The sequence below is a fragment of the Microbulbifer sp. ALW1 genome (assembly GCF_009903625.1).
Classification (GTDB): Bacteria; Pseudomonadota; Gammaproteobacteria; order Pseudomonadales; family Cellvibrionaceae; genus Microbulbifer.
The window spans coordinates 594000-615424 of record NZ_CP047569.1 but is presented as its reverse complement, the minus strand read 5'-3'; the positions used below and the strand labels follow the sequence as shown (position 1 = coordinate 615424).

21 protein-coding genes are annotated in these 21425 nt (G+C 60.4%); 16 read left to right on the top strand and 5 right to left on the bottom strand.

Annotated features, from left to right (window positions below):
* Window positions 1-55: 55 nt before the first annotated feature.
* The 3 genes from rsmB to def form a co-directional block, all read right to left on the bottom strand.
* Entirely contained in the window at window positions 56-1381 is a 1326-nt protein-coding gene (rsmB, locus tag GRX76_RS02480) for a 16S rRNA (cytosine(967)-C(5))-methyltransferase RsmB (protein WP_160151852.1), read from the bottom strand.
* Window positions 1378-2355 carry a methionyl-tRNA formyltransferase gene (gene fmt / locus GRX76_RS02475; protein WP_160151851.1) on the bottom strand — a complete coding sequence of 326 codons (978 nt, stop codon included), beginning with the start codon at window positions 2353-2355 and terminating at the stop codon, window positions 1378-1380. Before fmt ends, rsmB begins: the two co-directional genes overlap by 4 nt.
* A gap of 204 nt (window positions 2356-2559) precedes the next feature.
* The gene (gene def, locus GRX76_RS02470) at window positions 2560-3066 is read right to left on the bottom strand and encodes a peptide deformylase (protein WP_160151850.1); all 507 of its coding nucleotides are present in this window, start codon (window positions 3064-3066) and stop codon (window positions 2560-2562) included.
* A gap of 262 nt (window positions 3067-3328) precedes the next feature.
* Between def and GRX76_RS02465 the strand changes: the two genes are divergently transcribed.
* From GRX76_RS02465 to GRX76_RS02405, 13 genes are all read left to right on the top strand, one after another.
* Window positions 3329-4396, top strand: a complete 1068-nt coding sequence (locus tag GRX76_RS02465) for a LysM peptidoglycan-binding domain-containing protein (RefSeq protein ID WP_160151849.1) — start codon at window positions 3329-3331, stop codon at window positions 4394-4396.
* 80 nt (window positions 4397-4476) lie between these two features.
* The gene (gene dprA / locus GRX76_RS02460; protein ID WP_160151848.1) at window positions 4477-5634 is read left to right on the top strand and encodes a DNA-processing protein DprA; all 1158 of its coding nucleotides are present in this window, start codon (window positions 4477-4479) and stop codon (window positions 5632-5634) included.
* Window positions 5635-5684: 50 nt separating this feature from the next.
* Window positions 5685-6884, top strand: coding sequence for a sorbosone dehydrogenase family protein (locus GRX76_RS02455; protein ID WP_236250517.1), 1200 nt, complete (start codon window positions 5685-5687; stop codon window positions 6882-6884).
* Window positions 6885-7076: 192 nt separating this feature from the next.
* Window positions 7077-7664, top strand: coding sequence for an L-threonylcarbamoyladenylate synthase (locus GRX76_RS02450; RefSeq protein WP_160151847.1), 588 nt, complete (start codon window positions 7077-7079; stop codon window positions 7662-7664).
* A gap of 56 nt (window positions 7665-7720) precedes the next feature.
* A complete protein-coding gene (gene hemF / locus GRX76_RS02445; RefSeq protein WP_160151846.1) occupies window positions 7721-8626 on the top strand; it encodes an oxygen-dependent coproporphyrinogen oxidase in 906 nt (301 codons plus the stop codon).
* Window positions 8627-8830: 204 nt separating this feature from the next.
* Window positions 8831-9259, top strand: coding sequence for a hypothetical protein (locus tag GRX76_RS02440; RefSeq protein ID WP_160151845.1), 429 nt, complete (start codon window positions 8831-8833; stop codon window positions 9257-9259).
* Between the two features lie 18 nt (window positions 9260-9277).
* The gene (aroE, locus tag GRX76_RS02435; RefSeq protein WP_160151844.1) at window positions 9278-10108 is read left to right on the top strand and encodes a shikimate dehydrogenase; all 831 of its coding nucleotides are present in this window, start codon (window positions 9278-9280) and stop codon (window positions 10106-10108) included.
* Window positions 10109-10483: 375 nt separating this feature from the next.
* A complete protein-coding gene (gene purE / locus GRX76_RS02430; RefSeq protein ID WP_160151843.1) occupies window positions 10484-10975 on the top strand; it encodes a 5-(carboxyamino)imidazole ribonucleotide mutase in 492 nt (163 codons plus the stop codon).
* Window positions 10976-11032: 57 nt separating this feature from the next.
* Entirely contained in the window at window positions 11033-12148 is a 1116-nt protein-coding gene (locus GRX76_RS02425; protein ID WP_160151842.1) for a 5-(carboxyamino)imidazole ribonucleotide synthase, read from the top strand.
* A 104-nt stretch (window positions 12149-12252) separates the two neighbouring features.
* A complete protein-coding gene (locus GRX76_RS02420) occupies window positions 12253-12654 on the top strand; it encodes a hypothetical protein (protein WP_160151841.1) in 402 nt (133 codons plus the stop codon).
* Window positions 12655-12683: 29 nt separating this feature from the next.
* Window positions 12684-13607, top strand: coding sequence for a LysR family transcriptional regulator (locus GRX76_RS02415; protein ID WP_160151840.1), 924 nt, complete (start codon window positions 12684-12686; stop codon window positions 13605-13607).
* A gap of 105 nt (window positions 13608-13712) precedes the next feature.
* Window positions 13713-14207 carry a DUF2938 domain-containing protein gene (locus GRX76_RS02410; RefSeq protein ID WP_160151839.1) on the top strand — a complete coding sequence of 165 codons (495 nt, stop codon included), beginning with the start codon at window positions 13713-13715 and terminating at the stop codon, window positions 14205-14207.
* Window positions 14208-14236: 29 nt separating this feature from the next.
* Window positions 14237-14755 carry a hypothetical protein gene (locus GRX76_RS02405; protein ID WP_160151838.1) on the top strand — a complete coding sequence of 173 codons (519 nt, stop codon included), beginning with the start codon at window positions 14237-14239 and terminating at the stop codon, window positions 14753-14755.
* A 23-nt stretch (window positions 14756-14778) separates the two neighbouring features.
* Here GRX76_RS02405 and GRX76_RS02400 read toward each other — a convergent pair whose 3' ends face one another.
* Both GRX76_RS02400 and GRX76_RS02395 read right to left on the bottom strand, forming a co-directional pair.
* Window positions 14779-15690: a dimethylarginine dimethylaminohydrolase family protein gene (locus GRX76_RS02400; RefSeq protein ID WP_160151837.1), complete on the bottom strand. Its 912-nt coding sequence runs from the start codon at window positions 15688-15690 to the stop codon at window positions 14779-14781.
* Window positions 15691-15875: 185 nt separating this feature from the next.
* On the bottom strand, window positions 15876-17138 hold the full coding sequence (locus tag GRX76_RS02395; RefSeq protein WP_160151836.1) for a Zn-dependent hydrolase: 1263 nt from the start codon (window positions 17136-17138) through the stop codon (window positions 15876-15878).
* A 134-nt stretch (window positions 17139-17272) separates the two neighbouring features.
* Here GRX76_RS02395 and GRX76_RS02390 point away from each other — a divergent pair, with 134 nt between their 5' ends.
* The 3 genes from GRX76_RS02390 (at window position 17273) to GRX76_RS02380 (ending at window position 21360) form a co-directional block, all read left to right on the top strand.
* Entirely contained in the window at window positions 17273-18250 is a 978-nt protein-coding gene (locus GRX76_RS02390) for a LysR substrate-binding domain-containing protein (RefSeq protein ID WP_160151835.1), read from the top strand.
* A 225-nt stretch (window positions 18251-18475) separates the two neighbouring features.
* Window positions 18476-19903 carry an aldehyde dehydrogenase family protein gene (locus tag GRX76_RS02385; RefSeq protein ID WP_160151834.1) on the top strand — a complete coding sequence of 476 codons (1428 nt, stop codon included), beginning with the start codon at window positions 18476-18478 and terminating at the stop codon, window positions 19901-19903.
* A 56-nt stretch (window positions 19904-19959) separates the two neighbouring features.
* Entirely contained in the window at window positions 19960-21360 is a 1401-nt protein-coding gene (locus GRX76_RS02380) for an APC family permease (protein WP_236250516.1), read from the top strand.
* Window positions 21361-21425 lie beyond the last annotated feature (65 nt).

The window sequence follows — 21425 nt, the reverse complement described above, 5'->3', positions numbered from 1 at the left end:
TTCGATTCTTACTCTTTAGCTTCGTAAGCAGAATGTGAAAGTCGATCCGGCGGCATTAGCGGTCTTCGGCTTTATCCAGCTTTGCGTAATAGAACCCGTCACCCCCGTGGATCCCCGGTAGCAATTGCATCCCGGAATCCTGCGGCAGCCCCCAGGGCTTATCGTTGATCAATTGCGGCGTATTGTCCCTCGCATCCGGTGTCTCCGCAATGAAGCGCGCCACTTGTTCGCTGTTTTCCTCAGGGAGTATGGAACAGGTTGCGTAGAGCAGGGTGCCGCCGGGCTTTAGCAGGCGCCACATGGCGCGCAGGATTTTGCCCTGGAGCTGGGCCAGTTCGGCGATATCTTCCGGGCGGCGCAGCAGTTTGATGTCGGGGTTGCGACGGATGACGCCGGTGGCGGAGCAGGGGGCGTCGAGGAGGATGCGGTCGTACTGTTCGCCGTCCCACCAGTGTTCCGGCTCGGCGGCGTCGGCGCAGATCAGCTGGGCGCTTATGCCGAGGCGTTCGAGGTTTTCGATGACGCGGTCGAGGCGCTCTTCTTCGATATCCAGGGCGGTGAGGTCGAGGTCCGGTTGCAGCTCTAGTAAATGACAGGTTTTGCCGCCGGGGGCGGCGCAGGCGTCGAGGATCTTTTCGCCGGGCTGCGGTGACAGTAGCGGCGCGGCAAGCTGGGCGGACTGGTCCTGGATGCTGACGAGGCCATCTTCAAAACCGGGCAGGCGGGTGACGGCGACGGGGTTTTCGAGCACGATGCCGGCGTCGGAATACTCACAGGGCTGGCCGGGGATTTCGGCACTCGCGAGTTGTTTGAGGTAGTCGTCGCGGCTGGTTTTGGCGGTGTTTACCCGCAGGGTCATCGGCGGGTTGCTGTTGTTGGCGGTGAAGATGGTTCTGGCTTCACTGCCCCAGGCGGCCTTGATCGCCTGTTGCAGCCACTCGGGGTGGGCGGAACTGAACTGGGGGTTGCCGGAGAGTTTGCGAGTGAGCGCTTCCTTATTACGCAGAGCATTGCGCAGCACGCCATTGACTACGCCAGAGGCATGGCCGAGCTTGAGTGCGCGGGTGGCTTCCACGGTAGCGCCGATGGCAGCGTGGTCGGGAATGCGGGTGTATTCCAGCTGGTAGAGGCCCACCAGCATCAGCGCGGCGAGTTCTTCATCTTTGAGCGGTTTTTTCGACAGTTTGCCGAGGATCAGCTCCAGTCGCGGCGCGAAGCGCGCGGTGCCGTAGCAGAGCTCGCGCAACAGCGCGCGGTTCTTGCCGCCGGCCTCATCATCGCCCAATTGTTTTTCCGCCCAGGGCAGCAGCCGCTGCAGTGAGCCGCGGTCCTGTTGCAGGCGGGCGATAACCCGGGCTGCGAGTGCGCGAGGATCATTCATGGTGCTGGCCTGTGATTGTTGCCTAGCTGAGTGCCCTTGCTGAACAGATCGCGGTAACCCTTGAGGATCTCCGACACCGGCAGGGCCTTCTTGCCCGGCAATTGTAGTTGAGTCAGGCGCAATGCCTCGCGACCGCAGGCCACCAGAATGCCTTCATCATCGGCACTCAGAATCGTCCCGGGCGCATCGGTGTGGCAGCCCTGTTCCAGCTTTGCGGCGTAAACGCGCAGTCGCTGGGGTTTGCCCTTGGCATCCGCATATTCGGTCCAGCACACCGGAAAGGGGTTAAAGGCACGCACCTTGCGTTCGATCCCGGCAGCCGGCTCATTCCAGTCGATACACACCTCTTCCTTGGTGATCTTGCTGGCGTAATTGGCCAGCGCATCGTCCTGAACCCGCGGCTCGGCGGTACCGCTTTCCAGTTGGTTCAGGGCTTCCAGCAGCGCCGGCCCACCCAGTCCCGCCAATTTGTCGTGCAGGCTGCCACCGGTTTCCCCGGCAGAAATCGGCGTGCGCACCTCAACCAGCACCGGGCCGGTATCCAGCCCCGCCTCCATCTGCATGATCGCCACACCGCTCTCCGCATCACCGGCTTCAACCGCCCGCTGAATCGGCGCTGCACCACGCCAGCGCGGCAGCAGGGAAGCGTGCACATTCACGCAACCGAGACGCGGCGTATCCAGCACCACCTGGGGAAGGATCAGCCCGTAAGCCACTACCACCATCACATCCGCATTCAGCGCGGCAAGTTCCGCCTGCGCCGCCTCATCCCGCAGGGAAAGCGGCTGATAGACCGGAATCTCGTGCTCCTGTGCCAGCTGTTTAACCGGGCTCGCCAGCAACTTCTTGCCGCGCCCAGCGGGGCGATCCGGCTGGCTGTAGACAGCAATGACATTGTGCTCACTGTCGAGCAGGGCTTGCAGGTGTATCGCGGCAAAGTCAGGGGTGCCGGCAAAGATGATATTTAGGCTCATGAAAAATTTTCGGTATCAAAAGAAAAGTGGACTGTTTACGAAGTCCAGAAGGCAGAAGCGAAGGCAAAGTGCTGGGTGCCTGTTTTCAGAAGCGTCGGCAACAGGGATGTTGCCGACGCAGCGTACAGGGACGTATTCACAGCGGTTCTGAAAACAGGCACCCAGTGCTTTGCCGCCACCGGGCCTGCTATAAGACCACCCGAATCAGGCTTTTTGGCGATGGGCCTTTTCGAGCTTGGAGCGAATACGGTTCCGCTTGAGCGGCGAGATGTAATCCACGAACAGCTTGCCATCGAGGTGATCGATCTCGTGCTGGATACACACCGCCAGTAGGCCTTCCGCTTCCAGCGCGTAGGCCTCGCCGTCGCGATCCAGCGCCTTCAGGCGGATCTTGCGCGGGCGCTGTACCGTCTCATAGAAACCAGGCACCGACAGACAACCCTCGTCGTACTTGTGGATCTCCGGATCCAGCACCTCAACCTCCGGGTTGATCAGCACCAGAGGCTCACTCTGATCCTCCGACACATCAATCACCACAATGCGCTCGTGCACATTGATCTGGGTCGCCGCCAGGCCAACGCCCGGAGCCTCATACATGGTTTCGAACATATCCGCGATCAGCGTGCGGTGCTCATCGGTCACCTCAGTCACCGGTTCGGCAACCTTGCGCAGACGGGGATCGGGAAATTCTAGGATTTCGAGTTTGGCCATAACACCTGTGACAAACTTCTAGTCTTAGTGGAACTTGCGCTGATAACATAATGATCGCGCTTGAAATTTGCTGCTTGGGGGGCGGTTTTCGCACATTGGCAAAATTGCCAATAGACGCCATTTGCGCCCCCGCAACCGGTGGCTCAGGCCACTCCGGTTCAGCGTGGTGGGATTATAGCCATATAAAGCACCAGTGATAGCCATATAGAAAGAAAGCCGAAAGCGATAAAAAAGCGAAAGCGAAAAGCATAGGAATGCTTCCATGAAAAAAATAATCCTGGCCGCCGCCGCAACCCTGCTGGCGACCTTCGGCCTGCAGGCGCAAGATTCCCGCCTGAAGGCGGACCATCCGGACACTTATACCGTCCAGAAGGGCGACACCCTGTGGGATATCTCCGGACAATTCCTCTCCCAGCCCTGGTACTGGCCGGAAATCTGGCAAGTGAACCCGCAAGTGGAAAACCCACACCTTATTTACCCCGGCGACCGCCTCAATCTGGTCTACATCGACGGCCAGCCGCGCCTGGAACTGGAGCGCGCTCCCACCGCCTATAAATTGTCCCCGGCCAGCAACAACCGCCTGGGCCCGTCCGTGCGTCGCGAGCCGATTGACAGCGCGATTCCCGCGATTCCGCTGGATGCCATCAACGCCTTCCTGTCCCGTACACGCATTGTGGGCCCCAACGCCTTCCAGGGTGTGCCCTACGTGATCTCCGGGCAGGATCAGCGCATCCTAATGGGCGCCGGTGAAAAAATTTACGCCCGCGGTGATTTCCGTGAGCCATTGTCCTCCTACGGGATCTACCGTCCGGGCCCGGTCTACGCCGATCCCTATACCGGTGAAGAACTGGGCCAGCAAGCCCTGGATATCGGCTCCGTCGACCTGCGCCAGCTGGATGCGGACAACGCCAACAGCGAATTCGCCGTGGCCACCATGGACGTAACCCGCACCGCCCGCGATATCCGCCTGCAGGATCGCCTGCTGCCGGTAGAAGAGCGCTCCATCGCTGCACTCTTCCAGCCCGGCGCCCCTTCGGTACCGGTGGATGGCGTGATTCTCGGTGTGGATGAGGGCGTAACCCAGATTGCCAAGTACGACGTGGTGATCATGAACCGCGGCCTGCGCGAAGGCCTGGAGCCCGGCCATGTACTGGCTATCTACAAGCGCGGCGCCACCGTGCGCGACCAGCTCGCCCGCCAGAGCGTCAAACTGCCCGACGAGCGCGCCGGCCTGCTGATGGTGTTCCGCAGCTTTGAAAAAATGAGCCTGGGTCTGGTGCTGGAAGCGGACAAGCCGCTGGCCGTGATGGATATTGTCCGCAACCCCTAGGAACCCCTGAAAAACTACTGCGCGGGCGCCTGGAGGCGTCCGTTTTGTAGAAAGAACGACAACATATAACGGTATTTCGCATGGATGCGTTGACCGCCACCCTCGCGCTAATGCGCCTCGAGGGCCTTGGCATCGGCAGCTACTGGCAACTGGTAGAGCGTTTTGGCTCCGCCTGCGCCGCACTGCAACAGCCCCCCGAATCTCTCTCCCGTAAGCTTCCCGATCGCGCCCGCACACAGCTGGCGGAATTCCAGCGTATCGAACTCGACGGTGAACTGGGCCAGTGGGCCCTGGCCGAGCGTCAGCGCTGTGCCGAAGAGTGCGTCTATCTGCTGCACTGCGGGGACGACAATTACCCGGCGCTGCTGAAGGAGATTTCGCGGCCGCCGCCGATTCTCTACGTATCCGGCGCCATTGATGCCCTGGCTCTGCCGCAGATAGCGATGGTGGGCGCGCGCCGTGCCACCCGCGCCGGGCTCGACAATGCCGAGGCTTTTGCCGCCGACCTGGCCGCGGCCGGATTCGGGATTACCTCCGGCCTGGCCCTGGGCGTGGATGCCGCGGCACACAGGGGCGCCCTTAAAGGTGGCGGCAAAACCATCGCGGTGCTGGGTACCGGCGTCGACCGGCTCTACCCACTGCGCAATGTGGTGCTGGCAGAGGAAATCCTCGCCGCCGACGGTGCCATCGTCAGTGAAATGCCCCTGGGCACGGCGCCGGAGGCGGGCAACTTTCCCCGTCGCAATCGCATTATCTCCGGGCTCAGCCTCGGTACCTTGCTGGTGGAAGCCGCGGTGCGCTCGGGCTCACTGATCACCGCGCGGCTGGCGCTGGAGCAGAATCGCGAGGTATTCGCCATCCCCGGGTCCATCCACAATCCAATGGCGCGCGGTTGCCACCATATGATCAAGCACGGTGCCAACCTGGTGGAGACCAGTGACGATATCGTGCAGCACCTGCACGGGTTTCTTGAGGGAATGGCGCGGCAGCCCGGGCTGTTTGAAAACACGGATGTTGCGCTAGATCCAAATATTCCGGACGAACAACGGCAGTTGATCCGGGCCCTTGGCAGCGATCCCCGCAGTATCGAACAGTTGGCCCGGGACACCGGCGGCGATGCCGGCGACCTGATGGCCGGGCTGTTGCAGCTGGAGCTGGAGGGACTGGTGGAGCAGCTGCCCGGCGGCTATCAGCTCACCGGTAGCGGCGCAAAAACCCTGACCGCGCTGGCCGAATAACGCAAAAGCCGCTAGGGTCACTCCCTGAATCATTCAGGGAGTCCTCCTCTATGCCATCCTTCTCCTACCCTGCGGCCATGAATAAGCCAACCACACCGCGCTTATCCGTTGGATCTCTGTTAAAACGCCTGTGTAGCGGTAGTGCCATCATCTCGGCGCTGGCCAGTGCTCCGGTTATCGCCGCAGAAAAAGGCGAAATTTTCCTCGACCAGCTCAAGCTGCCGGAAGGTTTCAACATTGAGGTCTACGCCAAAGACGTTCCCAACGCCCGCCATATGACCCGCGGCGACAAGGGCACCCTGTTTGTTGGTTCCATGCGTGAAGGCAAGGTCTACGCGGTACAGGATACCGATGGCGACCAGAAGGCCGATGCGGTGAAGGTGATCGCAGAAGGGCTAAAACTGCCCACTGGCGTCGCCTTCAAGGATGGCGACCTCTATGTGAGTGCGACCACCAGCATCCTGCGCTTCGACGATATCGAGTCCCGCCTCGACAACCCTCCCGCGCCCGTCACCATTACCGAGCAGTTCCCGGACAAGCACCACGGCTGGAAATACATCGCCTTCGGCCCCGACGGCTGGCTCTACGTGCCCATCGGCGCCCCGTGCAACATCTGCGATGAGAAGGACTACGCCAATATCCAGCGCCTGAAAATCGAGGGCGACAAAGTGGTGAAGACCGAAACCTGGGCGGAAGGGGTACGCAATACCGTGGGCTTTACCTGGCATCCGCAGACCAAAGCCCTGTGGTTTACCGACAACGGCCGCGACATGCTGGGCGACGACACGCCGCCCTGTGAGCTGAATACGGCACCGGTGGCAGGCAAGCATTTCGGCTATCCCTATTGCCACGGCGGCGACATCATCGATCCGGAGTTCGGAAAAGAAGAGGGGAGTGAGGGCAAACAGTGCAGCGCCTTTGTTCCGCCGGTACAGAAGCTGGGGCCCCATGTGGCGCCGCTGGGTGTAAAGTTCTACACCGGCAACCAGTTCCCGGCCGACTATAAAAACCAGGTCCTGATCGCCGAACACGGCTCCTGGAACCGCAGCAACAAGATCGGTTACCGGGTAACCATGGTGACCCTGAACGACAAAGGGGAGGCGACTTCCTACAAGCCTTTTATCGATGGCTGGTTGCAGGGCGAGGAAAACTGGGGTCGACCAGTGGACCTGCTGGTGATGCCCGACGGGGCGATTCTGGTCTCCGACGACTACGCAGGAGCCATCTACCGCGTCAGCTACGACGGCTGAACCCGGCCCGCGGTTACCGGAGCTGCGTCAGGGCGCTACCTTGTCTAGGCTTCTGGTATCCGCTAAATTCCCGCGCTCCCAGAACTTTGCCGCCGGTGCGACCGGTTCTGAATGCGTAAGTACCTGCGAAACACCATTGCACAGTGACCTGTGTCGCGCAGGTGCAGACCAAGATGCAAGCGAGACCAGACTGTGTCAGACAATAAATTTTCCGCTGCCCTCAGTACCCCGCTGACGATTGCCACTGCGGTGCGCTTGCTGGAAGCCGGCGGCGTCATCGCCCACCCCACGGAATCCGTATGGGGTCTGGCCTGTGATCCGAACAATCCCGATGCAGTCGCCCGCCTGCTCAGGCTCAAGAACCGGCCGTTGGAAAAAGGGCTGATCCTGGTGTCCGGCGATCAGCACCACTTTGATTCCCTGCTGCACAACCTCAGTGGCGACCAGCGCGCGCGCATCGACGAAACCTGGCCGGGTCCGGTAACCTGGCTGGTGCCACATTTTGATCAGGTACCGCCGTGGGTCTCCGGAATTCACCACAGTGTTGCCCTGCGCCACACCAACCATGGGTTTACCGCCGCATTAACGCGCGCGTTTGGCGGTGCTATCGTGTCTACCTCCGCTAACCCGGCGGGCTGCCAGCCAGCGCGGCACAAGTTCCAGGTGCTGCGCTATTTCGGCAGTGCGCTGGATTTTGTCGGCGGCGGCAATACCGGCGGTCGCACTGCACCCAGTGAAATTCGCGATGCTGCCAGTGGTCGCATCGTCCGTGCGGGCTGAGCAGAGCCCGCGCCCGAACCCTGTCGATTCCGCCCAATAATTTTCGTGAGCATGCCATGAGCGATGTAAATATTCAGGCCGTCAAAGAGTATCTGTTGAATCTGCAGGACCGGATCTGCGCGGCCTTATCCGCGGTAGACGGCACAGAATTTGTGGAGGATGCCTGGGAGCGCGAGGGCGGCGGCGGTGGCCGTACCCGGGTGCTGGAAAATGGCCAGGTGATCGAGAAGGGCGGGGTGAATTTTTCCCATGTGCACGGTGACAAGCTGCCGCCGTCTGCGACCAATGCGCGCCCTGAGCTGGCGGGACGCTCTTTTGAGGCGATGGGTGTGAGCCTGGTGATCCATCCGCGTAATCCATACGCGCCCACCAGTCATGCGAATGTACGACTGTTTGTCGCGCAGAAAGAGGGCTCTGAACCGGTGTGGTGGTTTGGTGGCGGTTACGACCTGACGCCTTACTACGGTTTTGAGGAAGATGTGGTGCACTGGCATCAGACGGCGAAAGATGCCTGTGCGCCTTTTGGCGAAGATATTTATCCCCGTTTCAAGAAGTGGTGCGATGAGTATTTTTATCTGAAGCATCGGGATGAGGCGCGCGGTGTGGGCGGACTCTTTTTCGATGATTTCAATGAGGGCGGCTTTGAGAAGGCGTTCGGGTTTATGCAGGCGGTTGGCGATTCTTATATCGATGCTTACCTACCGATTTTGAAGAAACGCAAAGAGGCGGAATATGGTGAACGCGAGCGTGATTTCCAGCTGTACCGTCGTGGTCGTTATGTGGAATTCAACCTGGTGTTTGACCGCGGGACTTTGTTTGGCTTGCAGAGTGGTGGTCGCACGGAGTCCATCCTGATGTCGCTGCCACCGGAAGTGCGCTGGCGCTATGACTGGCAGCCGGAAGAGGGCAGTGCAGAGTCAAAGCTCTACACAGATTTCCTGCCCCATCGGGAATGGGTGTAGAGGTTCTTTAACACTCAAGTGGCGGTGTCACTAGCAGGTAGTCCTTTGCGGGACACGCCGTAAACCCATCCATGGGGGCTCGGCTGCGGCCGTCCTGGCCGCAGACGGTCCCGCAAAGGACTACCTGCTAGCGACACCTTCTCGAATAGCTCTGTGGACAATACCATTGAGCGAAACGAACGGTCTTAATTAAAGGAAGTCGCCATGCACAAGGCTCGTCTGGAAGACATCAATAAACTTTTTCTGGAATACCGTCGCCTGTTCGAAGCTCGCGATGCCGAACAGATTGCCGACTTCTACCGCTTTCCACTCCATTACTATTTTTCCAATGGAAAAAAATCCGAACTCTCCCGCGAATATTTTATCGGTCGGGTAAAAAAACTTTTACATCTCTATCAAACGCTGGGTGTCTCTCAGATTGTCGGCGCGGTGACGGATGTGATCGAGCTAAATGAAAACACCAGCCTGGCGACATTGAACTGGGTGCTGTTGGATGCGAGCGGCGAAAAACCGAAGCAGATATACAGTGCCATCACGCGCTATATGGTGTGTGAATTTGACGGCGAGCTGAAAATTGATGGTTTGATCGGTGTGAATGAAACCAGTCAGTTAAAGCAGGCGCTGAAAAAATAATTGGGAATACGTTAGAACATGGATAAGTACGCGGTTATTGGCAATCCGATCAAGCAGTCGATGTCTCCGGATATTCACGCGGCCTTTGCTCGCCAGACTGAGCAGAATATCGAGTATGGAAAACTGTTTGCTGAGGTGGGTGCCTTTAAGGATGTGGTGGGTCCATTTTTTGCCAGCGGCGCTAAAGGTTTGAATGTCACTGCGCCGTTCAAGCTCGATGCCTTTGAATATGCGGATGAACTGACCGAGCGAGCGCGCACCGCGGGGGCGGTGAATACGCTGGCGGTGCAGGGGGATGGCAGTCTGCTGGGTGACAATACCGACGGTGCGGGTCTGGTGTCGGATATCAAAAACCATCTGGGGTGGGTGATTAAAGGCAAGAAGGTGCTGATCCTGGGCGCCGGTGGTGCTACCCGCGGCACATTGTTGCCACTTCTCCATGAGAAACCTGCGCAGTTGCATATAGCCAATCGCACCGCGCAGAAGGCACAGCAGCTGGCAGAGGATTTTGCCGGTTACGGTGCCATTACCGCCAGCGGGCTGGACGCGGTGCCCGAGGGGTTTGATCTGGTGATCAATGCCAGCGCGGCGAGCCTGTCCGGTGAGCTGCCACCGCTGTCGCCACGGGCGCTGGCGGATGGCTGTCGTGCCTACGATATGGTGTACGGCGCCCAGCCGACCCCGTTTATGCACTGGGCTAGCGGACTCGGCGCGGAGGTATCCGATGGCCTGGGTATGCTGGTGGGGCAGGCGGCGGAGTCTTTTGCCCTGTGGCGGGGTGTGCGTCCGCAGGTGGAGCCGGTGCTGGCGATGCTGCGCCAGCGATTGCTCGATAAATCCAGGGTCTGAGATCACCATTCTTTCCGGTAATCAGCTGGTTATATTCAGTTGCGACCAGTCACGATCAGTCAAGAAAAGTGCCGTGACCGGTCCGCCACACTATCGTTCCAATCGAGTGCTCTAAAGGGTAAAGCGCCATTGATCCGGTCTCTGCGGCACCCTGGACTACAGAATCCCGCTCAAAACCGCCGCAAGTCCGCGCACTGCGTGCTTTCTCGCTGAGTTTTGGTATCCTCACGCCCCTTAATTTGGGGCTGCCGGTCGCTTTGGCGCGGCTAGTGGCCGATACCAGTGAATCGACGAGCCGTTCCTGGTGATTTCCTTATGCTGCCGGCGGCAAAGGCCGCCCGCCTGGTGCTCGTGTAACTCTGGAGTTAACAGCAAGTGAATCAGCTTCCGTTCGAAAAAGTCACCATCGTGATGGGCTCCCAGTCCGACTGGCCGACCATGGAAATGGCCACCAAGCCTCTCACCGATCTGGGCGTACCCTTTGCTACGGCAGTCGTTTCAGCCCACCGTACGCCCCAGCGCATGGTGGAGTTTGCGACCACTGCCCACGAGCGCGGCACCCAGGTGATCATCGCCGGCGCTGGCGGTTCCGCACACCTGCCGGGCATGATCGCGGCCATGACCCCGCTGCCGGTCATCGGTGTGCCGGTGGCGAGCAAGTTCATGACCGGGATGGATAGCCTGCTGTCTATTGTGCAGATGCCCAAGGGCGTTGCCGTTGCCACCCAGGCGGTGGGCGCTTCCGGCGCCTTCAATGCCGGCCTGATGGCGGCACAAATACTGTCCCTGACAGACCCGGAACTGCAGAAGCGTCTTATCCAGTGGCGCGAACAGCAGAGCGCGGGCGTGCCGTTCGAAGTCGAATAATCAGAAGTTGAATAAGCCGGTTTGAGATTACTGAACGTTTACGAGGTGTAGCGGAAAATGACGGTCAGACGCGTAGGTATTGTTGGTTGCGGCCAGCTGGCACAGATGATGGCCCAAGAGGCTCGCCCACTGGGAATCGAGTTCAGTTTCCTCGCCGAGGGCGGTGAGAACACCACCTGTGTGGAAGGTCTCGGAACCATTGTCCACGCCGATGAAGGTGCCGACATCGAGGCCTTGTACAAAGCCATGGGCAGCCCCGAGGTAATCACCGCCGAACGTGAAGGTGTGGACGCAGGTCTGTTGCGCGCACTGGAAAAGTTCTGCCCGGTGTACCCGCGCCCGGACGCGTTCGAAACAACCCAGCACCGCGTGCGGGAAAAAACGGCAATCACCGATGCCGGTTTGCCGGTGGCGCCTTTCCGTCCCGCCAACAATTACGATGAGATCTGTGCAGCGGTCAAAGAGCTGGGTTATCCATCGTTTATCAAAAGCTGCGAAAACGGCTACGACGGCAAGAACCAGTGGCGCGTCAACAGCGACGCGGACCTCGCTGCCATCGCCGGTGAGGTGCCGGAGTCGGAGTACGTGGTTGAGAAGGGCATCAACTTCTCCCGCGAGGTTTCCCTGATCGGCGCGCGCACCGCGGACGGCAACGTAGTGACTTATCCGCTGGCGGAGAACGATCACTACAACGGCACGCTGCTGGTTTCCACCGCACCGGCGCCGCACGTCAGTGAAGAGCTGCAGCACACTGCAGAGACCTACCTGGCCACCCTGATGAATGCCTGGGACTATGTGGGCGTGCTGGCCATGGAGTGCTTCGTCACCGACGACGGCCTGCTGATTAACGAGCTGGCTCCGCGGGTGCACAACAGTGGTCACTGGACCTTGGCCGGTGCCAAGACCAGCCAGTTTGCCAACCATGTACGCGCGATTCTCGGTATGCCTCTGGGCGAAACCGGCTGCGATCGCGTGGCGGTAATGATCAATATGCTGGGCGTGGATAAAAAGCCGGAGCTGGCCAACGAAGGTGTCTGGTCTTACGGCAAGGAGCTGCGCCCGGGCCGTAAAATGGGCCACGTGATTCTGCTGGACGACACCCAGGACGCGCTGGCCGCCCGCATCGACAGCATGCTGGAAGAACTCTACGGCCCGAGCAAACGCCCCGCCTGATATTCAAACCCGTTAGCGGTCTTTTCTATTCGTTCTGGCATACTTCTCCCAATCCCCCGTCAGGAAAATTCCTGACGGGGCGCAAAAAAAATCGGGGGATGTATATGCGCGAATTTATAAAAAATCTTTCCATCTGTTTTGCCGCCGGCGCTGTCGCCGGGCTGGGTTATGCACTCGGTTTGTGGGCACTGGGCCACTACGGTATTACGCGCGCGCTATCGGTCGATATAGCACCCTACCTTTCCAATGCTTACATCTACCAGCGCGTAGTATGGGGCGGTGTCTGCGGGCTGATTTTCCTGTTGCCGTGGCGCAAGAGCTGGGTTTCCCGCGGTTTTCTGCTGTCACTGATTCCCGCGGGGATTCTGCTGCTGGTGTTGTTGCCCATGCGCGGTCTGGGAATCGGCGCGCTGGCGCTCGGAACCCTGACGCCGCTGGTGATAGTTCTGGCCTGTGCCGCAGGTGGGATTGCCGGGTCCGCATGGCTCAGAGCACAGGGAAAATAAATTGGTAGAAGTGGCAGGGAGCCAGCCGTTTGCGAAATCTCAGTCTCGATCAGCTGCAGTTGTTTGTCCGTGCCTGTGAGCTCGGCTCTTTTTCTGCTGTAGCGCGTGATGTCGGTCGCGCGCAGTCCGCGGTGAGTGCGCAAATCCAGAATCTGGAACTGGATCTCGGTCTCGAGCTGTTTGATCGCAGCGGCAAGTTTCCTAAGCCCACGGGCGTTGCACTGGCATTGCTGCCTCTTGCTCACCAGGCCATTGGCCAACTGCGCCGCCTGCAACAGGCGGCGGATTCCTATGAACGGGGCGAAGAGTCAAAGCTGCGAATTCTGTTTGAAGAGCAGGTGATGCCGGATCGGCTCAACGATATGCTCGCTGCGTTTGCCGAACAGTTTCCCAACACGTTGATCCATGCCGGCAGTGTCGGTGGCGACGATGCCGTTGGCCAGATAGGCCGGGGCGAGGCGGACTTTGCGTTTGTAACCGCCCGCGATACTTATCCGGGAGAAGTGAGCTCCAACAATCTCGGGCAACAGCAGATACTCACCCTTGCCGCGCCGGAGCACCCCCTTGCACAAATGCCCGCTGCCAGTCTGGCCGAGGCCGCTGACCACCGGCAGATTCTGATTGCCGGCAGCAGTGCCTCCGCTATGGCAGATCGCGGCCATATCCGTCCACAGAACCAGGTCGCCGCACAATGCTGGCGTACGGACTCCCTGCTACAGGGGCTGGAGCTGGCCAGTAAAGGGGTCGGTTGGATCAATGCGCCCTTCGAGTTGGCGCGCCCATTTCTGAAAAGTGGCCGCCTGGTGGAGTTGAATCTCACCAGTGCGCTCTCCGCCTGGAGTCTCGGTGTCGATCTGCTCTGGTCCAATCGCACGCCCCAGGGCATCGCCGGGCGCTGGTTCGCGCGCGAGGCGCACCGCCTTTATGGCAACTACTACAGTCCTCCCCAGTAGAACGCCGCTTACCCATCTATAAATCCGATAGATACCAACTTTTCCCAAAGTAATTTCCAGTAGAAACTGCGTTCCAATTTTGAATGGAAGCGGTGAGGTACGCGCATGAGCGAATTCTGGTCCTGGATCGGCTACAGCCTTGTATTGGGGGTCGGTGCAACCTTGGTTTGCGACCTCTGGGGGCAGCTGGTGCGCCTGGTTACGGGCATTCCCCCACTGGATTGGCGTCTTGTAGGCCGCTGGCTGGGGCATATGCCCGGCCAGTTCCGCCACGACGGTATTGGCAGGGCGCGGCCGGTTCGCGGAGAGGCCCTGCTCGGCTGGACCGCCCACTACCTCACCGGGGTGCTGCTGGCCGCGGCGCTGCTGGGCCTATTTGGCATCGACTGGGTGGCGGAGCCCCGCTTTCTAAGCGCGCTCGGATTCGGTCTGGCTACGGTGCTGTTGCCATTTTTAATCATGCAGCCGGCGCTGGGAGCCGGCATTGCCGCGCGCCGCACCCCGCAGCCAATGCGCGCGCGATTGTTGAGTTTGTGTACCCACGGCGCTTTTGGCGTGGGGCTTTGGTGTAGCGCGATACTGCTCAATGCGCTGCATTGATAATTTTGGTCAAAAATCGGAGGTGAATCATGGATAGCAAATTCGCACAGCAACAACTCACCGCATTTGGCGAACACTACCGCTACGACGTGGGTTACCTGCAGGAATTTTTGCAGGTGGCACCGGAGGGGTTTGAAATTTTCCAGGGCTTCCAACCCCTTTCCACCTACCGGGCGAAGCTGCCGCTGGATATTTACTGGGTCAGTCGCCTGGCGGCGATGCAGGTAGCGGACTGCGGGGAATGCCTGCAGCTATCGGTGCGCATGGCGCTGGAGGCCAGCGTGGATAAGGCGCTGGTGAAGTCGTGTATCGAGGGTGGCAGCCGACTGCCGGAGGACCTGAAAGACATTTTCGATTTTGCCACGGCGGTGGCGAGCTATCGCGTGATTGACCCGCAGCTGGATGCGCACATCGATCAGCAGCTGGACAAGGCCCAGCGTATCGAGCTGGGCATTTGTGTGGCGACCGCGTCGGTGTACCCGACCATCAAGCGCGCGCTGGGTATTGCCCAGCGCTGTAGCCTGATGGAAATCGAGTTTGCGGCCTGACCGGCATCTGATCAGAGCCCGCTTCAGGCGGGCTTGCGCGCAAGCGGCTGGCACATGCAGTGCACGCCGCCACCGCCGGCGGTGATCATGGAGATATCCGGGTCGATCACTTCCAGGCCGTGGGCGCGGCATTTTTCTTTCAATTCGGTGTTGTCGGACGGCAGCATGACGCGGTCGTTGCCGAGCGCCACCACGTTTACGCCGAGCTCCATCACCTGCGGGTAGGAGATGTCGATGATTTCGAAGTTGCGGGATTTGAACCACTGCACCAGTTCCGGTTCTACGGCATCCACACATACGGCGACGAGCTTTTCTGCGAGCGCGGCTACCAGTACGTCGATGTGCAGGAAGTAGGGGTCAAACTCGTAACCCTTCACTTCCCAGCCTTCCTTTTCGATCCAGCTTTTCATCTGCTTGAAGCCCTGGGGTGAGGTGCGCTCGCCGCTGTAGCCGCACAGGATGACACCGGGTTCCAGCACCATGAAGTCGCCGCCCTCTAAACTGCCGGCGGTGATGATGTCGTAAATCGGGATGTCGAGTTGCTGGTAGGTCTTTACTACATCGACCCATTCGCCGCGGCGCCAGGGTGAGTACATCTGGGTGACGATGGGTCCCCAGGGGGTCATGACGCTGCTGTCGCGGGCGTAGAGCTGGTAGGGGAGGTTGGCGTCGGCGGGCAGCAGGTGGGTGGTGACGCCGGCGTGTTTGTAGGCGTCGAGCATTTCCTGGTGCTGGCGTTTGGCGACGGCGGCGTCGAACTGGCGGCCGAGGCGCACGGAGCGGCGGGAGGCGGCGTTGCCCATCTGCCAGGTGTAGTTGTCGATGGGACCGACGAGCAGGTCGGTGAGGACGCCGTATTCGGAGTCGATGCCCCAGTTTTTCAGCGGCGCGGTGTTACCGTTGTCGTTGCGGTGTTTGTAGGTAAATTCGGTCATCTTCTTTCTCGAAACTTTTTCTGTAGGACCCTGTTTAAGGTCCGGTGGCGCAACTGCTGCCGGTAACCCTTCACGAGACACGCCGTGAACCCATCCATGGGGGCTCTTCCGCGAGGTCCCTCTCGCGGAAGGTCTCGTGAAGGGTTACCGGCATCAGCCGCTTAGCATTTGAGTTGGTGGCTTCGTCAGCCGGCTTTATTTGCCATCTTCAGCATTGCGTGCAGCAGCACGTTTGCACCGGCTTCCAGATCTTCTGGTTCCGCGTTCTCTGCTTCGTTGTGACTCAGGCCTTTTTCGCAGGGCACGAAGATCATGCTGGTGGGCGCTACGCGGGAGATGTACACGGAGTCGTGGCCGGCGCCGGAGACCATTTCCTTGTTGCTGTAGCCGAGTTCCGCCACAGAGCTGCGCACGGCTTCGACGCATTGCTGATCAAAGGCGACGGCGGGGGAGCGCCATTCGTCGCGGATTTGGTGTTCTAGGCCGATGTCTCCGGCGACGCGGGTGGCGATTTCGCGGAAGCGCTGGTCCATGGTGTCGAGGATTTTCTGGTCCGGGTGGCGCAGGTCGACGGCGAGAACGAGTTTCTCGGGCACGGTGTTGCGGCTGCCGGGTTCGACGCGGATGTCACCGAAGGTGGCGCGGGCCCAGGGGCCGTGTTTCGCGGCGAGTTTGTAGAGTTCGTCGAGGATGCGGTGCAGGCCCATAAACGGGTCGCGACGGGTTTCCATGGGGCTGGGGCCGGCGTGGCAGGGCTGGCCGATGAGGGTGAGGTCGTACCAGTACATGCCCTGCACGCCGCTCAATACGCCGATGGTTTTTTCTTCGGCTTCCAGAATGGGGCCCTGTTCGATGTGTACCTCGAAGGCTGCGGCGAGCGGGCGCGGCTTGGCGGGGGTGTCGCCCTTGTAGCCGATGCGCGCGAGTTCTTCGCCGAAGGTTTTACCCTCTTTGTCCTCACGGGCGTAGGCGTAGTCGAGATCGAACTCTCCCGCCCAGACGCCGGAGCCGATCATGGCGGGGGAGAAGCGGGCGCCTTCCTCGTTGGTCCACACGGCGACTTCCAGCGGCGCTTCGGTTTCGATGCCGGCGTCGTTCAGGCTACGAACCACTTCGAGCCCGGCGAGCACGCCGTAAACACCGTCAAACTTGCCGCCGGTGGGCTGGGTGTCGAGGTGCGAGCCGGTGAGCACCGGTGGCAGATCCGGGTTTTTACCGGGGCGTTGGGCGAAGATATTCCCCACTTCATCGAAAGTGACGCTGCAACCGGCTTCCTGGCACCATTTTACGAAGAGGTCACGGCCCTGTTTGTCGAGGTCGGTGAGGGCCTGGCGGTTGCAGCCGCCCTTGTCGGTGGCGCCGATGGCGGCCATCTCCATCAGGGAGTCCCACAGGCGCTGGCCATTGATGCGCACTTGAGGGGCGCGGGCTTGGCGGGTATCGGTCATGGAATGCATCCGGAGTTTTATTGTGTGAATGGATGTATAGGGTTTAGCACAAGTCTATGGTTTGATTTTGCGAACACAATTAACTATTAATTGCCGTATTGGTGCCAAAAAGGCACCGCAAAGAGATTCAAGCCATGGCCGCCGAGCTCCGAAACCTGTCCCTGACTTCCCTGCGCAGCTTTTATGCGGTGGGGCGTCATTGCCATCTGCGGCGGGCGGCAGAGGAGCTGCATGTGTCGCACCCGGCGCTCAGCCGCCAGATCCGTGAGCTGGAGGAGCGGTTGGGTACGCCGCTGTTTCTGCGCACCGGCAATCGCCTGTCGCTGACCGCGGCGGGCAAGCGCCTGCACCGGGCGGTGTCCGACGCGTTCGGGCGGCTGGAACAGGGGTTGCTGACCCTGGACCCGGGCAATCTGTCCGGCGAGGTGGTGATCGCCACCACCGCCACCATTGCCAGCCGTTGGCTGCTGCGAATTCTGGCGGAGGTACAACAGCGCTACCCCGAGATCCGCCTGCGAGTGACCACCATCGAGCCGCGCGCGCGGCACCTGGGCGACGAAGCGGATATCGCCATCTGCCTGGGTGAGCCGGAGGCGCCGGCGCGGCAGGTGACGCCGCTGTACCAGGAACACTACCTGCCGGTGGCGAGCCCGCAACTGCTGCGCGCGCGGGAAGATCTAAGCCGGTCGCTGCGGCCGCTGGACCTGCTGGCACTGCCGCTGCTGCACGATCGCCAGCAGCAGTGGCGCGGCTGGTTTACCGCCCAGGGGGTGGAGTATGCGCCGTCGGTGAATGGCGTATCCGTGGACTACGCCTATCAGGCCATCGAGGCTGCGCGCCTGGGGATGGGCGTGGCGCTGGCGGATCGGCTGGAGGTGAGTGAAGACCTTAAGAGCGGGCGCCTGGCCACGGTAATCGAGCGCTCCTACACCATCGGCCAGTCCCTGTATCTGGTGAATGATCACAGCGGTGCCATCAACCAGCGCACCCGGCTGGTGCTGGAGCGGGTGTTTCGCTGGCTGGAGAGCCGCGGGGCGTCGCTGGCGCCGGAAGCCAAAACCCTGCAGCAAGAACTCACGGTGGCCGCCGGCGCCGCACCGCAGCAGCCGTAATACTCCGCTCCACGGCATCTCAAAGGATCGTTGCCCAGCCATATCACCTGTTCAGGTGATTGGGCAGCGCTTGACCTTCCCGCATACTGAATAATCATTCGAAAAAGTCTAACTATTGCGCAGATTGTCCGTTTGGTAGACGATGCGTCTCCGGGTCGCCCGTAGGATTTGGCGCCAGTGAGCGTCAGGTCGCGCGGCAAAACTGCAGCAAACAAGTCGAGCAAGATGGAAAACCATAACAAGATCTATATCGATGGCCAGTGGATCGAGTCCACCTCCGGCGACTGGCTGGAAGCCATCAATCCTGCAACTGAATCCCCGATTACCCGAGTGCCTGCGGGCAGCGTGTCCGATGTGGATCGCGCCGTGCAAGCCGCGGCCCGCGCCTTCGACGCCTGGGCCAATACCCCCGCCAGCGAGCGCCGCGCGCTGCTGTTGCGCGCCGCCGACCTGATGGAAGCCCGCCAGGATGAATTGGTGGCAGCGGTATCCGACAGCCTGGGCTGTCCCCGCCATATCACCGGGTGGCTGCATGTAGAGGGCCCCATCGAGGCCATGCGCCTGTTCGCCGAGCACACCGGGATCACCGAAGAGACCGCCGAACACGGCCACTCCCTGGTATGGCGCGAAGCCGCCGGTGTGTGCGGGTTTATCAATCCCTGGAATTACCCCCTGCACCAGTTCGTGGGCAAGGTCGGCGCCGCGCTGGCGGCGGGCTGCACGATGGTGGTCAAACCGTCCGAGCAGACGCCGTTGCAGGATTACCTGATGGCGGAGGTATTCCACGAGGCGGGCCTGCCTGCGGGCGTGTTCAACCTGGTGCCCGGTCGCGGTCCGGTTGTTGGCCAGGCGCTGTGTGAACACCCACTGGTGGACATGCTGTCGTTCACCGGCTCGACCCGCGCCGGTATCGAAATTGCAAAGGCTTGTGCGCCCACCGTAAAACGCGTGACCCAGGAGCTGGGTGGCAAGTCCCCCTACATCATCACCGCCGACAGCGACTTCACCACGGCGGTGCGCTACGGCGTGGACGACGTGATGATCAACAGCGGCCAGACCTGCACCGCGCTCACGCGCATGCTGGTACCCCAGAGCCGCTACGACGAAGCGCTGGAAATCATCCGTGCGCGCGTGGCGGAGATCGAAGTGGGCATGGACGAAAATGCATTTATGGGACCGCTGTCGTCCCTGCGCCAGTGGCAGCAGGTGCAGGACTATATCCAGATCGGTCTCGAAGAGGGGGCAACCCTGCTGTGTGGCGGCGCCGGCAAACCGGAAGGGCTGGAGAAAGGCTTCTATGCGCGGCCCACGGTTTTTGCCCATGTGAAAAACGACATGCGCATCGCCCGCGAGGAAATTTTCGGCCCGGTACTCTGTGTGATCGCCTACGACGATCTGGAGCAGGCGGTGACCATCGCCAACGATACTCCTTACGGTCTGTCGTCCGGTGTTTACGCTAAGGATCACAAGGACGCGCTGGCCATCACACGGCGCATTCGCGCCGGCCTGTGTTTCGTCAACGGCGGTGAATTCAATTACCAGGCGCCGTTTGGTGGTTACAAGCAGAGCGGCAATGGCCGCGAGTTTTCCCACCACGGGGTGGAAGAATTTACCGAAATCAAATCTGCGCAACTGGGTGTGCCCGCGGAGTAATCCGCGGCGCGCCGGCTGAAACTGACAAATAAAATAATCACCGCGGGAGAAGCTCCGTGACAGAAGTAGCCGTCAAAAAGAATCTCGGTAAACGGGACATGATTCTGTTTACCGTCTCCGCCATCCTGCTGGTGGACACCCTCGCCGCCACGGCCGCGATCGGCACCTCGAGTATTTTCTGGTGGCTGTTCCTCGGCCTGTTTTTCTTTGTACCTTTTGCCCTGGTGTCTGCGGAACTCGGCTGCGCCTATCCGGAAAAAGGCGGCATCTACGCCTGGGTGCGCGATGCCTTCGGCGGGCGCTGGGCGTCGCGCATCAGCTGGAGCTACTGGGTCAACGTGGCGATCTGGATGCCGGCGATTTTTATCCTGTTTGCCGGTGTGGCAAAACAGTTGTTCTGGCCGGACATGGGCGTCGCCGCGCAGATTGGGCTCGGCATTGTGCTGACCTGGATCGCGGTGATTGCCAATGTGGTCACCCTCAGCGTTGGCAAGTGGGTGCCCAATATCGGTGCCATCTTCAAGATCATTATCTTCGGCGCGATCATTGCCGGCGCGGTGGTTTACGCGGGTGAAAACGGTCTCGCCAATCCGATCACCTTTGACAGCATCAAGCCGAACCTGGGCGACAGCCTGCAGTACATCCCCGCGATCATCTACGGAATGCTCGGTTTCGAGCTGATCAGCTCGAGCAGTGAGGAAATGCGCAATCCGCAGAGGGATGTGCCCCGTTCCATCCTGGTGTCCGGTGCCATCATTCTCGCCCTGTACACCCTCGGTACCACCGCCATTCTCGCGGCCATCCCGGCCGGAGAAATTGATCTGGTCGAGGGGCTGGTGGATACCCTGCGCCTGTTCTTCGCGCAGCTGCCCTATGGCAATGCGTTGGTCATGGCGCTGGGTATTGCCGCGCTGTATACGTTTTTTTCCAATGGCGTCACCTGGGCGATCGGCGGCAACCGCGCGGCGGCGGAAGCGGCGGAAGAGGGCGAGTTGCCGAAAGCGTTTGCGATCAAAAGCCGCAGCCGCAACACCCCGGTGGGCGCGGCGGTGCTGATGGGTGTGATGAGCACGCTGATTCTGGTGCTGTACGGTTTTCTGGTGAACTCCAACGAAGACCTGTTCTGGTCGCTCTTCGCCTTCAGTGGTGTAATTTTCCTGTTGCCTTATGTGGGCATGTTCCTGGCGTTCCTGAAAATGCGTCGCGTGGATAGCGCGCGTAAACGTCCCTTCCGCGTGCCCGGTGGTGAGTTGTTTGTGCGCGCTCTGACGTACTTTTGTGTGGCGATTCTAGCCGGCAGTATTTTCCTGTTTATCTACACCCCCGGTGAGGGCGTGCAGTGGCCGGTACTGATCGGGTCCATCGTCACCTTATTGTTGGGTGAACTGGCGATCCTGTGGGCAGAAAAGCAAAACGGTAAGGGCGGGAATGAAACCCCCAATGCATTGCCCGTTTAAATAACGAAACGCTCGGCGAAGGTACCGATGCCGGGTATCCCTTTGTGAGACCGTCTGCGGCCAGG